This window comes from Moorella mulderi DSM 14980 (assembly GCF_001594015.1).
Taxonomy (GTDB): domain Bacteria; phylum Bacillota; class DSM-521; order Neomoorellales; family Neomoorellaceae; genus Neomoorella; species Neomoorella mulderi.
Window position 1 is genome coordinate 1 of the sequence record NZ_LTBC01000024.1, and the last position, 16691, is coordinate 16691.

25 protein-coding genes and 1 pseudogene are annotated in these 16691 nt (G+C 63.4%); 1 reads left to right on the forward strand and 25 read right to left on the reverse strand.

Annotated elements, in window-relative coordinates:
• From MOMUL_RS14610 to MOMUL_RS14645, 8 genes are all read right to left on the reverse strand, one after another.
• The coding region (locus MOMUL_RS14610; protein ID WP_153018442.1) for a hypothetical protein at positions 1 to 425 on the reverse strand (425 nt) is incomplete at its 3' end.
• Positions 409 to 1137, reverse strand: coding sequence for a hypothetical protein (locus MOMUL_RS14615; RefSeq protein WP_201786536.1), 729 nt, complete (start codon positions 1135 to 1137; stop codon positions 409 to 411). The genes MOMUL_RS14615 and MOMUL_RS14610, both read right to left, overlap by 17 nt.
• A gap of 98 nt (positions 1138 to 1235) precedes the next feature.
• Positions 1236 to 1613, reverse strand: coding sequence for a hypothetical protein (locus MOMUL_RS14620; protein ID WP_062286083.1), 378 nt, complete (start codon positions 1611 to 1613; stop codon positions 1236 to 1238).
• A 119-nt stretch (positions 1614 to 1732) separates the two neighbouring features.
• Positions 1733 to 2266 carry a prepilin-type N-terminal cleavage/methylation domain-containing protein gene (locus MOMUL_RS14625; RefSeq protein ID WP_330219222.1) on the reverse strand — a complete coding sequence of 178 codons (534 nt, stop codon included), beginning with the start codon at positions 2264 to 2266 and terminating at the stop codon, positions 1733 to 1735.
• Entirely contained in the window at positions 2178 to 2660 is a 483-nt protein-coding gene (locus MOMUL_RS14630; protein WP_062286088.1) for a type II secretion system protein GspG, read from the reverse strand. Before MOMUL_RS14630 ends, MOMUL_RS14625 begins: the two co-directional genes overlap by 89 nt.
• Positions 2661 to 2762: 102 nt before the next feature.
• The gene (gene ltrA, locus MOMUL_RS14635) at positions 2763 to 4175 is read right to left on the reverse strand and encodes a group II intron reverse transcriptase/maturase (RefSeq protein ID WP_084785698.1); all 1413 of its coding nucleotides are present in this window, start codon (positions 4173 to 4175) and stop codon (positions 2763 to 2765) included.
• A 451-nt stretch (positions 4176 to 4626) separates the two neighbouring features.
• The gene (locus MOMUL_RS14640) at positions 4627 to 5160 is read right to left on the reverse strand and encodes a prepilin-type N-terminal cleavage/methylation domain-containing protein (protein ID WP_062286092.1); all 534 of its coding nucleotides are present in this window, start codon (positions 5158 to 5160) and stop codon (positions 4627 to 4629) included.
• A gap of 188 nt (positions 5161 to 5348) precedes the next feature.
• Positions 5349 to 6122 carry an AAA family ATPase gene (locus tag MOMUL_RS14645; RefSeq protein ID WP_201786537.1) on the reverse strand — a complete coding sequence of 258 codons (774 nt, stop codon included), beginning with the start codon at positions 6120 to 6122 and terminating at the stop codon, positions 5349 to 5351.
• A 54-nt stretch (positions 6123 to 6176) separates the two neighbouring features.
• On the opposite strand from MOMUL_RS14645, the gene MOMUL_RS17110 reads away from it, so the two are divergent.
• Positions 6177 to 6722 (forward strand): hypothetical protein, encoded by a 546-nt coding sequence (locus tag MOMUL_RS17110; protein WP_201786538.1) that lies wholly within the window; start codon positions 6177 to 6179, stop codon positions 6720 to 6722.
• On the opposite strand, the gene MOMUL_RS14650 is transcribed toward MOMUL_RS17110, so the two are convergent.
• The 17 genes and pseudogenes from MOMUL_RS14650 to MOMUL_RS16420 form a co-directional block, all read right to left on the reverse strand.
• Positions 6646 to 7377 (reverse strand): hypothetical protein, encoded by a 732-nt coding sequence (locus MOMUL_RS14650; RefSeq protein ID WP_062286097.1) that lies wholly within the window; start codon positions 7375 to 7377, stop codon positions 6646 to 6648. The two genes, MOMUL_RS17110 and MOMUL_RS14650, sit on opposite strands and share 77 nt — an antisense overlap.
• Before the next feature lie 29 nt (positions 7378 to 7406).
• Complete coding sequence (locus MOMUL_RS16415; protein WP_153018443.1) at positions 7407 to 7592, reverse strand: hypothetical protein; 186 nt, start codon at positions 7590 to 7592, stop codon at positions 7407 to 7409.
• A gap of 447 nt (positions 7593 to 8039) precedes the next feature.
• Positions 8040 to 8594, reverse strand: a complete 555-nt coding sequence (locus MOMUL_RS14660) for a metal-dependent hydrolase (RefSeq protein WP_084785700.1) — start codon at positions 8592 to 8594, stop codon at positions 8040 to 8042.
• Positions 8595 to 8613: 19 nt separating this feature from the next.
• The gene (locus MOMUL_RS14665) at positions 8614 to 8793 is read right to left on the reverse strand and encodes a hypothetical protein (RefSeq protein ID WP_062286102.1); all 180 of its coding nucleotides are present in this window, start codon (positions 8791 to 8793) and stop codon (positions 8614 to 8616) included.
• A gap of 18 nt (positions 8794 to 8811) precedes the next feature.
• Positions 8812 to 10836: a VirD4-like conjugal transfer protein, CD1115 family gene (locus MOMUL_RS14670; RefSeq protein ID WP_084785701.1), complete on the reverse strand. Its 2025-nt coding sequence runs from the start codon at positions 10834 to 10836 to the stop codon at positions 8812 to 8814.
• A gap of 47 nt (positions 10837 to 10883) precedes the next feature.
• Complete coding sequence (locus tag MOMUL_RS14675; protein WP_062286104.1) at positions 10884 to 11162, reverse strand: HU family DNA-binding protein; 279 nt, start codon at positions 11160 to 11162, stop codon at positions 10884 to 10886.
• A gap of 204 nt (positions 11163 to 11366) precedes the next feature.
• The gene (locus MOMUL_RS14680; protein ID WP_062286106.1) at positions 11367 to 11768 is read right to left on the reverse strand and encodes a hypothetical protein; all 402 of its coding nucleotides are present in this window, start codon (positions 11766 to 11768) and stop codon (positions 11367 to 11369) included.
• Between the two features lies 1 nt (position 11769).
• Complete coding sequence (locus MOMUL_RS14685; protein ID WP_062286109.1) at positions 11770 to 12267, reverse strand: hypothetical protein; 498 nt, start codon at positions 12265 to 12267, stop codon at positions 11770 to 11772.
• A 263-nt stretch (positions 12268 to 12530) separates the two neighbouring features.
• Positions 12531 to 12860, reverse strand: a complete 330-nt coding sequence (locus MOMUL_RS14690) for a hypothetical protein (RefSeq protein ID WP_062286111.1) — start codon at positions 12858 to 12860, stop codon at positions 12531 to 12533.
• On the reverse strand, positions 12833 to 13135 hold the full coding sequence (locus MOMUL_RS14695) for a hypothetical protein (protein WP_062286113.1): 303 nt from the start codon (positions 13133 to 13135) through the stop codon (positions 12833 to 12835). The genes MOMUL_RS14690 and MOMUL_RS14695 overlap by 28 nt, the downstream gene beginning before the upstream one ends.
• Before the next feature lie 13 nt (positions 13136 to 13148).
• The gene (locus MOMUL_RS14700; protein WP_062286115.1) at positions 13149 to 13457 is read right to left on the reverse strand and encodes a hypothetical protein; all 309 of its coding nucleotides are present in this window, start codon (positions 13455 to 13457) and stop codon (positions 13149 to 13151) included.
• A 120-nt stretch (positions 13458 to 13577) separates the two neighbouring features.
• A complete protein-coding gene (locus tag MOMUL_RS14705; RefSeq protein ID WP_084785704.1) occupies positions 13578 to 14564 on the reverse strand; it encodes a ParM/StbA family protein in 987 nt (328 codons plus the stop codon).
• Between the two features lie 65 nt (positions 14565 to 14629).
• Positions 14630 to 14902 carry an HU family DNA-binding protein gene (locus tag MOMUL_RS14710; protein WP_062286116.1) on the reverse strand — a complete coding sequence of 91 codons (273 nt, stop codon included), beginning with the start codon at positions 14900 to 14902 and terminating at the stop codon, positions 14630 to 14632.
• Between the two features lie 70 nt (positions 14903 to 14972).
• Complete coding sequence (locus MOMUL_RS14715) at positions 14973 to 15515, reverse strand: type IV pilin protein (protein ID WP_062286118.1); 543 nt, start codon at positions 15513 to 15515, stop codon at positions 14973 to 14975.
• A 58-nt stretch (positions 15516 to 15573) separates the two neighbouring features.
• Positions 15574 to 15924 (reverse strand): hypothetical protein, encoded by a 351-nt coding sequence (locus MOMUL_RS14720; protein ID WP_062286121.1) that lies wholly within the window; start codon positions 15922 to 15924, stop codon positions 15574 to 15576.
• Positions 15925 to 16030: 106 nt separating this feature from the next.
• Positions 16031 to 16129 (reverse strand): annotated as a pseudogene (locus MOMUL_RS17955) (S-layer homology domain-containing protein); the annotation flags it as partial.
• A 93-nt stretch (positions 16130 to 16222) separates the two neighbouring features.
• Positions 16223 to 16528, reverse strand: a complete 306-nt coding sequence (locus tag MOMUL_RS16420; RefSeq protein ID WP_153018445.1) for a hypothetical protein — start codon at positions 16526 to 16528, stop codon at positions 16223 to 16225.
• Positions 16529 to 16691 lie beyond the last annotated feature (163 nt).

Genomic DNA, 16691 nt, shown 5'->3' on the forward strand with positions numbered 1-16691 from the left:
CCACCGCCGACCACTTTCCCTCCGCCGATGGACCGGACCAGCCCCGCAGCCACCCGGGCCAGCGTCACCCTGTCCAGGACCAAAACGTCCAAGTAGATCGGTTCCGGCAGTCCCGCGTCCTCCAGGGCGGCGTCCAGGGGGTAGATAGGGATGGAAACGACCCAGCTCCCACCTCCCTTCATCGGCGCGGTCACGCCGAAGGGGAGGAATGAGACGATGCTGTCGTCCAGGCCCGCCAGCGCCAGGTACCAGTCCATTCGGGCCGCCGCCAGGTCGAGGAAACGCAGTTTAAGTTTCTCGCTTTCTTCTTTTTCCCTCCACCTGCAACCGAGCCGCGCGGCGTATTCTGCCACCGCCCTGTAAGTGTCGAGGTAACGTTCCAAGGCAAACGAAACGTCGCCAATCATACTACGCCAACCTCCCACGCAGGCGCAGCCGGAGCTTCTTCGCCGACCGGTCGAAATTCGCCACGGCACACGACACCCTGTCGCCACGCCCCACGAAGCCGACTACCGGGTAGGGGGCCAATCCCAGGACGCCGGGGGCCAGGTCCGGCTCGACCCACACGTGCTTCCCGTCCGTCCGGGCCACCGTGCCGGACAGGAATTGGCCGCGCTTAAACTCCGCCCTCTCCCATGGGTCGGGGAGGGCTTTTTTGATACTGGCTTCTACTAACCCGGACTGCGGGTCCACCCTGGTGACCTTAACCCTCACCCGCTGGCCCGGAGCGTATTGGACGCCCAGCGGCTTCGTCAGCCACACCAGGGCCTGAGAGCGCGGCACTTCTGCTAAAACACCTCCGCCCACGTCCACCAGGAGCTTCGGCGGCGCACCGTCCTTCCCGGGCACCAGGCACCTCACCACGCCGTCCAGGGTAACGTCCGGGTCTCCGGCCAGCCTGGGCAACAGTTCCGCCGCGGCCTCCGCCACCGCCTCCCTCCGGGAGCAGGCGGCCAGGCCGTTCTCCCGGTCTAACCCTTTGACCTTCACCCGCACAGCCTGCCCCACGAAGCGGGGCATCAGGGCCTTGTCGGGAAGGCCGCTCTCGGACGCCGGGACCAGCCCCCTGACCCCGGGAAAGTCAGGAAAGGTCAAAACCCAGGTCGGGATATCGTTCGGGTAGTCCAGCGCAGCCACCTGGGCGTCGACAGTCAGCCCCCGCTCCTTTACGTGAAACAGCGCTTCCCAGGGGTCAGGGGCGGGCACGAACCCCTCAGGAGCGTATTTCACTTTGCTCATCTGGCTTCTACCTCCTCCCAATTAGTCTTTTCAAGCAGTTCCACCAGGGGAAACACCCCCTGCCACACGTGCATCCTGCCGTCACGCAGTTCCGCCGCCACGGGCATAAGAAAATCGGCGGCAGGATAGTAATGCCCCGGCGCGTCCGGGACAGGCTTCATACCCAAGAGCAGCCTGCTCCCGTCCAGCACCGCTATCTTCCCGGGGAGCTCCGGGCTGGAAATGTACGCTATCCCTCCACCCTTCACTCCGTCCGCACGCTCCCACTCCACCGTCCACCCCCTCGCTTCGGCCCGCTCACGCAGGGGCACCAGGTCCGGCTCGGCGCAGGCGATCTGGAGCGCGGCGAGCAGGGCGGCGATTGTTTTCAGCACGGTTTCACCCCCTTCCGACAAAAACAAAAAAAGCCGGACGGAAACCCGGCTCCCCTAACTAACCTTGGACACGATGTCTAAAGTCGACGGAACCGTTATGCTGCAGGGGCCGCGGGCGGTCAGATGCCTCCGGACGCCGCCGGAACCCACACCGCCGTCCTCACGTTGCCGCCCCGCTCCCCAGTAAACTCCGCGGTGACCAACACACCGCCTTCACGTTCGTCCGCGGAGAAGGCAGCCGCCGTGAGACCCTTCGCCACGGTGCGCCTGGACGCGCCCTCCGTCCGGACGAGGGAGCCGCCGTCGAGGGCGTAGGCGACCGTCCCGCCGTCAGCGGACGTGAACTCCAGCCTGCCCGGGCCTGCTTCGGCCACGGCCGACGCCCGGCGCAGGTCGCGGGTGACCCACTGGGCGGCGTTGCGGAGCTCGGTCGTCTCGTCAAACTGCTTCTGCGCCAGCTTCGCCAGGAAGAGGCCCCGCCACGTGGTGTCGAGGGCGGCCACGATGACGAGGGCGGCCAGGGCGGACGCTACCACCAGCTCCAGCAGGGTGAAGCCGCGCTGGTCACTTGGAAGACTGCGAGTACATCGATGGCGAGCCGGGCGTGGCGATAAGGCCCTGACTGACGCCGAAAATGCACGCATAGATATCATCCCCCGTCCCCATAATTTTGTCCGGCCCCTTACTGAGGATGACGTATTTGAAGTTGGCATAGTTTGAGACCGGGATGAAGTAGATGTACGGCTGCTTCCACGGGTCCTTGAGGCCGTTGGGGTCGTTCGGGTTCCACTTTATCCCCGCGGCCTGCATCGCCGCGGCGATGTCCTGTACCGTAGGATAGATCTCGTTCTGGACGTAGTACTGTTGGACCACCATACGCATCCCCGCCAGCTCCGTCTGACACCGGGCCACGCGGCTTTTGGTGATGTACCCCTCCACCGCCGCCCGCACCGCGAGCGAGAGGATGACGACGATGACCACGGTGACCAGCAATTCGACCAACGTGAACCCACCCTGGCCCCGCAAAACCGCAAGACGCTTGGACATAGGCGCCCACCTCCCTAAATTTGCCTTCAAATATCGAGTAGGAGGGGGCGGCTAGCCCCCGTCCTCTCACACCACCGGACATGCGGGTCCGCATCCGGCGGTTCACCAAGCTTGACGAAGACTAATATAGCGTTCGGTTAAGCTCATCAGGCCCTGGGACTGCCAGTAGGCATTGCCCAGGGCTCTATTCATTGGCCCGTGGGCCATTCGCCACGGCCCTTTACGGGCGTTGGCGAATTCATGTACTACCCATTCAGGTAGTCCCAAAGCTCGTAGCTCGCGGTACCTGGTCCGTACTCGCTTCCACTGCTTCCAGAGGCACATGCGTAACCTCCTCCGCATCCAGCCTTCTATGTTCTTGAAAGTACTGGGCGTGTCGGCCAGGGCGAAGTATCCTATCCACCCACCCAGGTAGGTGTTCAGGCGTTCTATGCGTTCCGCCATCTTTACGGATTTATTCCGGGAGGTTATTTCCCGGATTTTCGTTTTCACCCGGTCGATGGTTTGCGGTGCTAAGCGGATAAGGATTTGCCCTGCTCTGGCTTTATACATGCTAAACCCCAAGAATTTCAGTTTCCACGGCCGGTCTACCGCACTCTTTTCCTCGTTTATCTTGAGCTTCAACCGTTCCTGCAGGAACTTGCGGATACTTGCCATGACCCTTTCTCCCGCCCGTTTGCTTTTGACGTAAATATTGCAGTCATCGGCGTAACGGACGAATTTGTGGCCCCTCTTTTCCAGTTCTTTGTCCAGGTCGTCCAGGAGGATGTTTGCTAGTAACGGGCTTATTGGTCCACCCTGGGGCGTTCCTTCTACCGTCTCCATGACCACTCCATTTACCATGACGCCTGCGGTAAGATAGCGGCGGATAAGGGTAAGCACCCTCTTGTCCGTTACTTTCCGGGCCACCCGGGCCATGAGGATGTCATGGTTTACCCGGTCGAAATATTTCTCGATGTCCAGGTCTACCGCCCATTCGTATCCTTCTTCTACGTACTGCCGTGCCTTCTTTACCGCGTCGTGGGCTCTCCTTCCGGGTCGGAACCCGAAACTGCTTTCTGAAAACTGCGGTTCGAAGATTGGCGTCAATACCTGCAGGAGGGCCTGCTGGATCAGGCGGTCCATTACGGTGGGTATCCCTAACATCCGTTTGCCTCCCCCGGGTTTCGGGATTTCGACCCGGCGCACGGGCTTTGGTCTGTAGGTTCCCGCGAGCAGTTCTTCCCGGATGCGCGGCCATTCGGCGCGGATTTGGTCCCGAAGCCGTTCGGTCGGGATGCCGTCCACGCCGGGTGCGCCTCCGTTCCGCTCTACCCGCTTTAGAGCGGCCAGCATGTTGTGCCTTTCCACCACCTGTTCCATCAGGCCGCTACCTTGGCCTCCGCGAGGTGACGTCCCGCTTTGTGCCGGAGAAGAACTCGGCCCTCCCGCGGTCCCCTGTGGCTTCACCACTTCCTCCCGCGGGCAGGCCCCTTCCGGGGTTTTCTGCTGTCTTCGCCCTTCTCGCGAACGCATCGGTCTCACCTCTGACTTGATGTTCGGGCCTTCCCCTGGAGTTCATGACCCCCAGGGTACTATGCCTTCTGCTGACTCCTGCCGGTTCAGCCGTGTCTTTCAACACGGGTTGCCAGCTTTACCTGGCTTATCCGGCAGGCCTCCCCGGGTAAGAGCGTTAACCTTCGCCCCGCGCCCGCCCCATATACTCTACCATCTCTTGGCAGCCTGGGATTTCGCTGTGTTTCGCCAGCTCATCCGGATGGTCTAGCCTCCTATGGGGTTCTTGTTCATCGGGCCGTGGCTTTGCCTCCGGCTTCCTTCAGATCCCACCTCGCGATGGGCACCCTTGCCTTTGGCTAGCAGACTCGTGCTGCCTCGCCTGCAGTGGACTTTCACCACTAAGTTAACGCCCATGCCGGGCGCACGAAAAAGGGCCGGACGCCGAAGGCCCGGCCCTGCCAGGGGGACGTTACTGCGCCGAGCTGACCATCAGGCTCCAGGGCGTGCCGTCCTCGGACTGTGCTGGCGGCTGTCCCTGCGCCGGGGAGGCGGTGTCGGTGCAATAGATATCGTCCGCGGTGTTCTGCTTCCGGTCGGGGCCTATAGACTGGATCATGTAGTGCTGCTCGGACGTGCCGGCGGCGTCCGGCGCCACGTAATAGTAGTACGGCGAGCCCCACGGGTCCTTCACGGGGTTGGCCTGAGCCGCCCAGACTATACCCCTGGCCTGGAGGACCTTGGCTATACCGCCGTCGGAGGAGTTGTCGGCCGTGGGGTAGTACCCCTGCCCCTCGTCGGCCGCGTACGCCTCAACGACGCTCCGCATCGAGGCCAAGTCGCTCATGGCCCTGCTCACCCGGGCCTGGTTGGTGTAGCCCAGGAGCCTGGGCAACAGCACGGCGGAGAGTATGGCGATTATCGCCACGACCACCAACAGCTCGACCAGCGTGAAGCCCCTCTGGTTGCGGGAGAACCCGCGCGCCTTACGGACGAGTTTGGACACGGGAAAACCACCTCTCCTTTCGAGTTTTTTCGGGTCTTCCCAGCGCCCGCCGGAACGGAACCGTTGCCCTCCTTTCCCCGGAAGATTGGGCAAAGGGAAGCCTTCCACAAAAAAAAGAAAAGGCGCGGGCTTTGGGACCCGCGCCCTAAAAACTGGTACATTTTGGGCCAGTTTTCGGCTATTTTCAGCTAAGCAAAGTCCTCGGCCAACAGCACGTCCGCCCCGCCCTGGCCTCTCGCGATGCGGAGGGCGGCCTTCCGCTCGGCCTCTTCGACCACGTTCCGGGCGTGGCGGCCGTTGCCGAGCCGCCCGATCAGGGAGGCCTCGCGGCGGAACCGGGCCAGCAGCCGCTCCTCCGCGCCCGGGCCGAACCGCCAGCCGCGCTTACGGGCGTAAGCGGCGGCTATCCGGACCAGTTCTTCCGGGGTGTAGTCTGGAAATTCCAGGGTGAAGGCCACCCTGCTCTCCAGGCCGGGGTTGAGCCTGAAAAGTTCCTGCATTTGGCCGGTGTACCCCGCGAGTATCACGACCATATCGCTCCGATGGTCTTCCATAGCCTTCACAAGGGCGTCGAGGGCTTCGCCGCCGAAGTCGTTCGCCCCGCCCCTGGCGAGAGAATAGGCTTCGTCTATAAACAAGACCCCGCCCAGGGCCTTGTCCACGACCCCTTTTACTTTCAGGGCCGTCTGCCCGACGTAGGCGGCGACCAAACCCGACCTGTCGGTCTCCACCAGGTGGCCCGAAGGCAAGACGCCCAGGGCGGTAAAAAGCTCGCCGACGAGCCTTGCCACTGTAGTCTTGCCCGTTCCCGGATTACCCAGAAAGGCCATGTGCAGGGTCTGAGTGAGCGGCGGCAGGCCCTGTTCTTGCCGAGCGCGGCTGGCCTCGACCAGGGCGACGATCTCGCGGAGCTTCTGCTTCACCGGGGCGAGGCCGACGAGGGAATCGACCTCACGCCACACCTCGGAAAGGGGCCTCGGGCCGCCCCGCAAGCCGCCGCTCGTGCCGACCGGCGGTTGCGACAGTATCTCCTCGACCGCCGCGGCGTGCCCGACGCGTCCCTGACGGACGGCCCGGGGCCACCCGCTCCGACGCGCCGCGTCGTAAGCGAACCCCGCCCCGGCCAGGGCGGCGGGCAGGAGGAAAAACAGCGGCACGCCGACCAGCGGGGGCAGGCCCAGGCCGTCCAGGTAATTTCCCCACCGGTCGAAGACCGCAGCCGCCGCGACTATGCCTATCGCCGCGGGCCAGTGTTCGGCAAGCAAACCGGCCAGCCGGCCGCACCAGCCCGCCGTCGTGCCGCCCTTCCCGAGGAAAACGAGCGCGGCCGGGAGGGCCAGGGCCAGCCAGGGGAAGGACGCCACTATGGAGACCAGGGCGACCAGGGCCAGCACGGCCGCGAGGCCTTTAAGGAGGGCGGGGAACGCCTTCGCCGCCTGGTAGCCCAGGCCGGAGAGGAAACCGTTCCAGAAGGGCGACGGGCGCTTATTTGCCCTGTTGTCCGCCACCACCGCTCCCCCCTTCCGCCGGCACGAACTCCAGACCGGTCAGCCAGAAAGTGAAGGGCCGGCCCCAAGAAACATCCCAGTTTTTAGACGACCCGAAGTAGTACTCCTTTACCCGCGGCTGGACGCTCACCCTGAGCGTCAATGACTGTGCCCCGGCCAAGTCGAGTTCGACGGGTGCGGGCGAGACGACCAAGGAAGACGCGGTTATGCGGCGTTCGTACACCTTGGAGCCGTCCTTAAACAGCTCGACAAACGTGTCGCCGTATTTTTCAAGGTTGTCCTGCGGTTGCGGCATCTCCAGGCTGCATTGAAACCGCGAATACCGGCCGCCCAGGGGCCAGGTTATCGTAGCCGAGACGTTTCGTTTCAACGCGGCGTCGTACTCTTCCCGCGTGTCGCAATAAAGGTAGCCCGGCCACCCGCCTTTAGGCGCGACCTCGGTGACGGTCTGGTAAAGCCTGCCCGATAAAACGGGGTCCGTGGGACTAATTTCTTTCACGTCCAGCCCCCCGTTAATCAACGGCTGGGGCGCCCTCTGCCCCGCCGCGGCCTGCTGCTGCCCGGCCGGCGGCGGGGCGTTGGCCCGGATCACGTTGCCGCCGTTACCGCGTCCGGTCAGGGAAAACACGAGCACCACCGCCAATAGAATGACGGCGACGAAGGCCACGTCGGAATGGGCCTTCAAAAAGTCTTTTATTTTTTCCTTCATAACTACTCTACCCCCTTTTCAAGAGTGCCCTAACGTATGTTGACATGTCCTGTTTGCCCCGGCCGCAACCGCATCACCTGCACCTGGGGGTACGCCCCCGGCGCGCTCACGCCCACCGTGATGCCGCCGCCCCGTCCGTCTTTGACCCCCAGGACCTCGACCGTCGTGCCGGGCTCCAGCGGCAGGTAAACGGCCGCCGGTTCGTTGCGGAGCACTATTTCCCTGCCGGCCACCTTCACCGTATCGGCGTCTTCGTCGCCCCAGTCCCACAGCAGTATCCGGTCGCCGCCGGCCCCGCGGAATGTGACGTCGCGGCTCCCGTAAGCCGCGTCCAGGGTCAGATGGTCACCGGGCGTCTTTACCACCCACGACGGCGGCGGGGAGACCGTAAACCAGAACGCTTTATACGCGAGAAACATCCCCGCCGCCAGGGCGAGGGCCAGGAAAAACCTCTTCCGGGACGACGGAGGCTGCGGCCCGCCGCGGGGGCGGCTCATGCCGGGTTTACGTTTCTGCGTACTGACATTTATCACGTTATGCGATTCCACGGTGATTCACCTCCAAAACCGTGTCTGCCGTGAGGGTAAAAAATACCCTCACGGCAGATAAAAAATTGCCGCAAAATGCGGTGTTTAATTATGGAAAAAATAATCCGCCGGTTTTCACACCGCCCCGGCCAGCCTCAAAGCCGCCAGGGCGAACAGGGTCGCCGCCGGGAGCTCGACCAGCGGGTCGCCCGTCTCCAGCGGCCCCCTCAAACGAAGGGGCAGCAGCGGGGCCAGCGGCTCGACCCCGCTCCGGGTCAGGGCGTCCAGGGCCAGGTGGGATAAGGCCCCCAGGAAGGCATCCAGCCCCGCCGCCGGCCAGGTCGGCCACCAGGGCAGATGCAGAACGGCGGTGTAGGGACGGGCGAGAGTCGATACAAGGGCCGCCAAAATCCCGACGACCGCGCAGAACCATACCGTGTGCGTCACCGTCCTGTGCCCTGCCGCCATTTCCAGCAGCACCGACACCGGCCTGAGCCGCCGCCCGACATAACTTCCAGGATGGTCGACGTCCGGTAATAAAGCGGCGACGGCTCCTATAGCCATGCCCGTTAAGGGATCACCGATGAGCCTCCCCGCCAGCGCACCCGCGAACGCCCCGGCTGCGGCGTGGGTCTTGCCGGTCATGCTCATCCACCTCTTATCCTGAAAAACTGGGTAAAAATTACCCATTTTTTTACGGAAAAAAACTTTAGACTTCCAAACTAGCCCCCAAATACGCCCCTAAAATCGTCAGGACCAGGGCCAGGACCAGGGAGGTCCGGGCAGCGCGGCGCAGGCCCAACGCCCAGGCCGCGCCGGACGCGAGGACGGCGAAAGCGGCCAGGGTCAGGCATACGTGGGAGGCCGTGTCGAAAGCCGCGTTTATCATTGCTGCCGCCACCTCCACTCAAATCCCCAACTCTTCCAGCTCCGCGTCTTCGACCGCGCCGCCGCCGGGCGCGAGCGGCGGCCGCCCGCCGTGCCGTTCTTGACGGTCGCGCTTCTTCGGCTCGGGGGGCGGCCCTTCCGGCACGGGCGGGAGCTCCACCTTCACGTCCGGCCGGGCAGGGCATACCTCGGACAGGCTCCGGGCGGCGAGGGCACGGATCTCGCGGGCCTGCGGCAGTTCCTCCCAGCCGACCTTGGTCAAGTACACCGGCAGGGCCCACCGCACCAAGCACACCGCCGCCATGGGATCCATCCCAGCCAATTCCTCGGAGGTCATCAGCGGGCGACGCACCACGCTCTTCGTCTCCGTCCGCCCCGCCCTGCCCCCGCCCAGGGCCGGGGAGTTGAGGAATTCCCACGCGGCGGAAGCGGCGGCCCGGCGGCTCACCCGTTCCGACGTGGCCCATACGGCCGCGTCGCCGAGGCGTTGGCTGAAGTACTTAGTCGTCGTGGCGTCGTCCCCACCTAAAAACGTCTGGATGGGGCAATTCGACATGACTGCCTCCGCCTCCGCGAAACCGTAAATGTCGGTCAACTGTTTGAGGCCCTGGAGCACAAACTGGATACGGACCCCGAGGCTCCGGGCCGTAGAGATGACCTCGACGAAGCCCGGTATTTCGCCCACGTTTGCGAACTCGTCGAGGATGAACCGGGTCGGGTTCGGAAGACGGCCACCGCATTCGGCCGCCAGCTGGTAAAGCCGTTTAAAGAAGAAATAGTAAAACGTCGCCAGCACCGGCTTCAGGTGGCCGGAACCTATTGGCAATACGCAGAACAGGGCGGCCCGCTCACGCCCCAAAACCGACAGGTCTATCTCGTGCCTGCTCAGGAGCTTCGCCACGCCCTCCGCCCGGACTACGTTGATCTTCGCCGACAAACCGCTTACCGCGTTGTCGTAGTTTGAACTCACCGCCCCCCGCCATTCCTCGTAGCCTTCTTGCGGCAGGCGGCCTTCCCGGTAGGCCCGCTCGAACCGTTCGTCCAGCGCCTCCTGCGGCCACGACAGGAGCGACAGCGCCGACCGCAGGTGGGCCTGCTCCGGCGGGAAGTCGCAGCGGAGTAAATACGTGAGCGCCTTGAGCAGTTGTATTTCCTTCATGACGAAGTACCCGCTCCGGTCCGCGGCCGCGTTCTGGACTATCGCCGTGGCGAAGGCGGTTATTTCCTCGTCGTCCCTGGCCTCCAGCACCGGGTTCCAACAGGACGACCATTGAGGGTACGCCAGGTTGAAGACGTACACTTTGTACCCCTTGGACTTAAGCCACGGGGCCAGCAGGCACGCCAGCTCGCCTTTGGGGTCGGTCAGGACCAGGCTTTCACCCTCGCAGGCCGCGGCGATGGCATTGGGGATGACGAAGCTGTAGGTCTTACCGGCCCCCGTGCCGGCCACCACGCAGGCGTGCTGTGGGAGCGGGGGCCTGCACTTGTCGGGGTATAACCGGACTATACGTCCTTTCAGCTTACCTACTATCGTACCCCCGCCGAAACGGCCCTCCCTCGGAGGCCCGAACTCCGCCACATGCGCCAAATCGCTTTCACCGGCCCACCGCCTCGTTCCCTTTTCAGGGCTCCCGGCCGCCACCTCCAGGCCGTGGACGTGCCGCTCGTCGTGGACCGCTTTCCCTTTGTACGTCAACCCGGAGAAGGCCCCCAGGACCAGCCCGGCCCTACCCAAGACCGCCGGCCAGCCGTCGGCCTTTACGTCCCACCCCCAGCCGAGCCAGGCCAGGGGGGCGAGGCTGCCGCGGGACCCGGCCAATTGGCCCAGGGCGTGCCCGGCCCAGCCGAAGAGCGCTGCGCCTAGTGCCGCGCCGAGGATTACCCGCAAAGAGTTCAGGCGGTCTTTCCTCCCGGCGGCGACCGCCAGGAGCAATACCCCGGCCCCCAGGGGATAAGCCTCAACCAGGGGCAGGGCCAGCCGGGCGGCCAGGAGGGCGGCGACGGCGAATACCGCTGCGCGTAATAACCTGTTTTTGTTGAACATCGCCGGCTTCACTCCTTCACAAGTTTTAAAAAAGGAGAGGGGGCTTGCTACCGCCCCCTCACCGCCGCCGCCAGCTCAGAGCCGGGCCGGAACACGACCGCGCGCCGGGCCGGTATCTCCAGCTCCTCGCCCGTCCGCGGGTCGCGCCCCTTCCGGGCCGACCGCTCCTTCACCGAGAAGGACCCGAAACCGGTTATTTTGACTTCCTCGCCCGCGGCCAGGGCGTCCCGGACGGCTTCGCAGAAGGCGTCCAGCGCCCGGGCCGCTTCCTTCTGCGTCGTCCCCGCCTTCGCGGCCACGGCTTTGACCAGCGTCTCTTTCGTCACGGGTTTCGCCTCCTTTCGGATCAAAGGACCAAAGGTCCTTTGATTTTTCTTCAGCCGGACAGGTGGCCGACTTTTTCAAAGGACAAAATGTCCTTTCAAACCGCCGCGTACCGCCCGGCCCCCACTCCTTTCCAATCAAATCAAAAGGTCATTTTGTCCTTTTGATGTCGGCGGCCTTTCTTTCGCCAAAAAATGGCGAAAGATTTACCTACCCCGTCCCCGTCCGCCGGGGCAAACCGGCCGCCCGTCTATATCCCACCTGGCCCCCAGCTCTTCCCGCAAGGCCTGCAGGTCCGCCGGCCCCGGCCGGTACCACCGGGGCTTCTTGGCCCAGTCCAACGCCCAGGGACAGAGCAAAAGCCACGCCGCGCCGCTCGTCCTCAAGGCCCACGCCCAGTTCAGCTCCACCCCGGCCCTTTCCTCCAAGAGCCGGGCCGCGTCCAGGGCCAGCTCCCAGGCGCCGGGGCGGCCCTTAGGCCTGAGCGCCAGGGCGTAGAGCACCGGCCGCCCGGCCGGGACCGGGGCGCAGAGCGACAACCACTCTTTCCCGGTGACCTGGGGCAGGTCGCTCCAGGGCAAGCCCAGGTAGCGAAAGGACGCAAGCAACCTATTCGCTTTCCGTTTGCTCCGGTAAAGCAGAGCCCTCACCTGCACCCTGCCGCGCCCTCCTCTCCTCCAGTTTGCGTAGGACGAAAACCGCTTTCTGCGCATACCGGTAACGCAACCGTTCGCCTTCGCGGTCGTCCCATTTGGCCGCCATGTCGGCCAGGAGCGCCAGCGTCGCCCGGCAGACTATTTCCAGGCTCCGCATCCTCCGCTCCACGTCCGACCGCTCCAGGTGCGCCCGGACGGCGTGCGACACCGCCCGGGACAGCGGTACACCGGGGTATTCCCCACGGAGCCGGGCCACCAGGCCGGAGTCGAGGGTAAGGCTCACCCTCTCCTTCGTTTTAGCCGTCCGCGACATTGTTACGTGCGCCTCCTTTCGCTGGGAAATGGGAAATATGACGGCCCGGGTAATACGTCCGGCCGGGCCGCCGCCGGAAGGCCGGGCCGCCGGGCGGTATACCGGCCGGACGCGCGGCGGGGGGCGGATAATATACATTGGTCAAATAAAGTCAAACGCCGCTACTTGTAACGACCGCCCCACCTAAACCTAAAGGATTAGGTGGGGCGAACGTCTTATCGCCCCCGCCGCGGGGCGGGGAAACGACGGACGTTTCACCGGTTTTCCCCGGCCGCCGGGGGAGCGGCGTCCGGTCTGAAAGCAAAAAACCCGTTTTCAGACCGAAAATCAAAAGTAGAAAATCCACCTTTAATTTTGAAAGCTCAATTTGAGCTTTCAAAGGACAAAATGTCCTTTGAAAATCAGAACCCGCCCGGCCCGAGCAGGCCGGTAAGACTGGTCAGCCGCCCCACCAAAGAAGGAAATAAGGTTTGGGCGACGCGGAACCCCCACATGACGGCCGCCGGGCCGCGGCCGGAAGCGTAGAGCAGCAGGCACATGGAAAAAGTTATGACGTCGGCCACCAGCCCGCCCAGACGCGGCACGGGGATAAGAAAGGAAAGCGCTGCCCATAAAGTGAACCGGACTGCCGCCGCCAGCACGATGAGGACCATCATGCCGAGCGCCAGTTTTTCGATTTGCATCACCACGGAAATTATGTCTATCACGGGGAAAAGAGAAACGTCATACATGGCGCGGATGCACCTCCTTTCGACAAAATTGCCAGGCAAACAAGCAGGCTCGCCGCCGCCCCGGCCAGCATCGCCAGGGGCCAGACGAGCCAGACGAGGCAAGCGGCTTTGGAGGGGCTTATTTCTTTGAGCCAAAACGCCGTGCTGAAAATGCCGCCGCCCAGCACCACGGCGTACCAGGTAAGGAACCTTTCCGGCCCGGCCACGAGGTAGCAAGGGCCGGCGCAGAGGCCGAGGGCGAAGGCGAGGGCGAGTTCGCGTTTTTCGGGATTCACACAGGACCACCTCCTAACCGAACGCACTGAGGAAGGAGGTTAGGTCGGGTATGTTGCCGCCGTCCGCCTTAACCTTATTGCTCTGTACCGCCGCCCCTCCGTGAGCCACGGCCTCCTCCAGCCGGACCAGCCTTTCCTCCAGCCTCCCTAAACCTACCTCCAGCCGTCCTAGCCGTGCCTCCAGCGAGCCGAAGCCACGTTCCAGACACATGGCGAGATCGAGCAGCTCCCGTACCTTCCTCGACCGATCCCCTTTGGGAAATGACCACACCGGGTGGTCATCAGGAAGCCACAAGTCCAAACGCCTCTTACCGTCATACATGAATTACCACTCCCAGAATACGGAACTCACTGACGTTGGCCCGGACCAGGAAGCGGTCGACGCCCAAGTATACGGAAATGCCTTTACAGTGGAACGACCTGCACCCGCTAACAGTGCGGCTCAGGCGGTTCCGGTGAGCATCCGGAGGTAGCCCAAGGCGTTGGCGTAGACGGGATCCCCGACCAGGGCGGGGTTCGGCAGGGCGCGGGCCAAGTGCTCGCCCAAAAGGAGCGAACCGCCGCCGGCCAAATAGGTCACGGACATCATGTCCGCCACGTCCCTCCAAACGGAGAGCACCTGCCTGGAGACCGTCGTGGCCACGTCGCGGACGGCGGCTTCGTAGTCCGCCGCCAGGTCTATCTCCTTCCCGCGGAAGGGCACCGGCTGGCCTTCCCGGGCGGCGTCCAGCACGAACCGCTCCATCCTCGGCGGCAGGGGCCTCCCGGTCTTCGCCAGGTACGCCTGGCCCACACGCTGGGCCACCAAATGGCAACCCGCCTCGACGCTACCGCAGGCTTCCACCACGGGGTTCATCGTCCGCAGGTCTATCAGCAAAAAGTCCGTCGTGTATTGCCCTACGTCCACGACCCCGGCGAAGCCGCGGCCCTGCGGGAGCCCCTGGGCGAATACAACCCCGGCCCCCTGCGGAATTACCAGCACACGCCGGAACGAAATATACTGCTCCTCACCTCTGTCCACGCTCACCCACGCGGCCAGCCCCTCAAGCCTGGCCTTCAGGGCGTCCTTCTGCGCCCGGTAGAAGGCCAGGGGCAGGCCCACCGCCAGGTCGCACTGGCCCGGGAACGGCCCCCTGCCGCCCGCGCCCACCAGGGCGCAGGCGGTCAAAAGGAGAAGGTCGTGTAAGTCGGCAGGCTTTTCAGCCCCAAGAAAACCGGACGCCAGGAAGCTCCCCTGGGCCGCCTCACCGACCAGGTACTCGCCCTTCCGGCCGTCGAGGAACCGCACCTTCACCGCGTGGCCCGACCCCTCCCCGCCCAGGAGGCCATCGAGGCCCAGGTCGGTCCCGCCGGGGGCCACCACGCTCGGGAAGCAGGCCTTGGCCCCCGAAGCGGAGACCGCTTTCGTGTAGCCGTAGCCGACGTCCACGGCGGCCGCGCGCCTGGACGCCAAGGATTGGGCGGACGGCTGGGATCTTTCTAAAATACCCGCGCTCACTTGAGTTCACCTCCGTCGTTTGGGTTTATCCGACGAAGCAACGGCTTCGCCGCTTTAAACTTTAGGACAGTTTGCCTGATCCCGTCTTTCCGCGGTTTACGGGAGCGGGCGGGGTAAAAGGTGCCTAGCCCGGCCAAATGCACCTTCTCGCCCCTGACCGCCGCTTCGGTCAGGACGGAAACGAAATGCTGAAGCAATAGCTCCCTCGCATCTTTACGGTAACAGCCCATGCGTTTCGCCGTTTCGTTAATTATTTCTTTGGTCAGCATTCCTATCACCCCTCGAAAAAAAATTTACGCCCTAAGTAAAAAAAAACCCGGCACGGGGGCCGGGAAAGGCCTACATCTCGTTGTTGGCCGGGGTGGCGGAGTACGCCTCGGCTGCGTTCTGCATATAGCCACGCACGGTGGAAGGGTTCCCCTGCCGGGGCGACGTCGCCCTGGAGCCGCAATAGATGTCGTCGTCGGTGTCAAACCTCCGGTCGGGCCCGGCAGACTGGACGAGGTAGTCACGGCGGTTGGCGGTGGCGGCATACTTATACGCCACACCCCACGGGTCCCTCAAGCCGTTAGGGTCACCCGTCCAGGCAATGCCTTTATCGGACAAGACATAAGCGACCGAATCGGTCTTGTTGGTGTTGTTTTCCGGCAGGGGGTAACACCCCCTCCCCTCGCGCGCGGCGTATGCCTCGATCACGTTGCGCATCGCCGAAAGGTCGCCCATCGCCCCACTGACACGGGCCTGGTCGGTATATTCGAGGAAACGGGGTATCAGTATTGCGGCCAACACAGCTATGATCGCCACCACGACCAGCAGCTCGACCAGAGTGAAGCCCCTCTCCCCTCCACGGGGGTGTAAGGGTCTATGTGTTGTGGTGCACACGAGTCTCACCTCCTTCCCATAAAAAAAAGCCCCGGTGTCTGGCCGGGGCATCTTCCCACTATCGCTCCTCCCTCGCCGCCAACAAAGCGAGGGCGCGCAGCACCTCGCCCGCCGTCTCCCAGGACAATTCGCCGGTTCCCCGGCAAATAGGGCACTCTACCTCGCCGTCCCCGCCGCATTCAGGGCAGATCTGCCCGTCCTGTCCGCCGCGCCCGCGGCAGGCCCGGCAGTCCAGCGTCTTCTCCCCGCGGCAGACCGGGCACTCTACCAGAACGTTCTCCCCGTCGCGCCGGATGCTCGCTTCCCTCGGCACGTAGGGGGAAGGGCCGCTGAGGCTGACCGTAGGACTGGGGAAAAACTCGTCCAAACAAAGCAGCAGGCCGCTGTCTATTTTAGATAAACGCGACATCACTACCCTCCTTTCTTATACCGGGCCGCGGCGTTTCCGCTCCCGGCCCGGCCCTAAAAAAAATGCCCCGGCGCTGCACCGGGGCACGACGTTTTCTACCATCTACTTACCAACCTAAAGCCCGCAAAAGCCGCAGCAGCGTGGTCAACGCCTCGGCGCGGGTGATGTGGGCGTTGGGCCTCAACGTGCCGTCCGGGTAGCCGGACCGGAAAGCACGCCGCGGCGGTCTCGATCAAGACGGAGCCTTTTTGTGGCCGGAAAAACTTTATTTTAAAAAATAGGTATCACTCCATTCTTTTCACAAAAACTCGCCCGGCCGCCGGAAACGGTATTCCATAGTACAGAAGGCTTCACGTTTTAATGCGGGTATGGTGTAGAAAAATGCCTTTTGGATCCGCGGCTGGGCCGTGACCGTCGCGTGGGCGGTGTCGCCTATTTGTTCTACGGTCACATGGATAGTAGATGGGTCGACAAAGACGTACCCCCAACGGCCGATTTCTCCAACGGCACGTTTTGCCGCTTTAGAAGAATCCAACTCGACAGCGTATATTTGGGCGGCCGTAATAGCCGCATCGTGAACGATTGTTCCACCTATAGCCCACATCGACGCTACAATCAGGCCGTAAAGAAAAGCACTATATAACCCATCTTCCGCACCCTGTGAGCAACCCAAAAATAATTTTTACAGGGTGCAGAAGGAAATAAAAGTAGAGAGAATCTTCTAACCAGGAATTTCTAATTGAGTATCGAATCATTCCTCTAAGAGA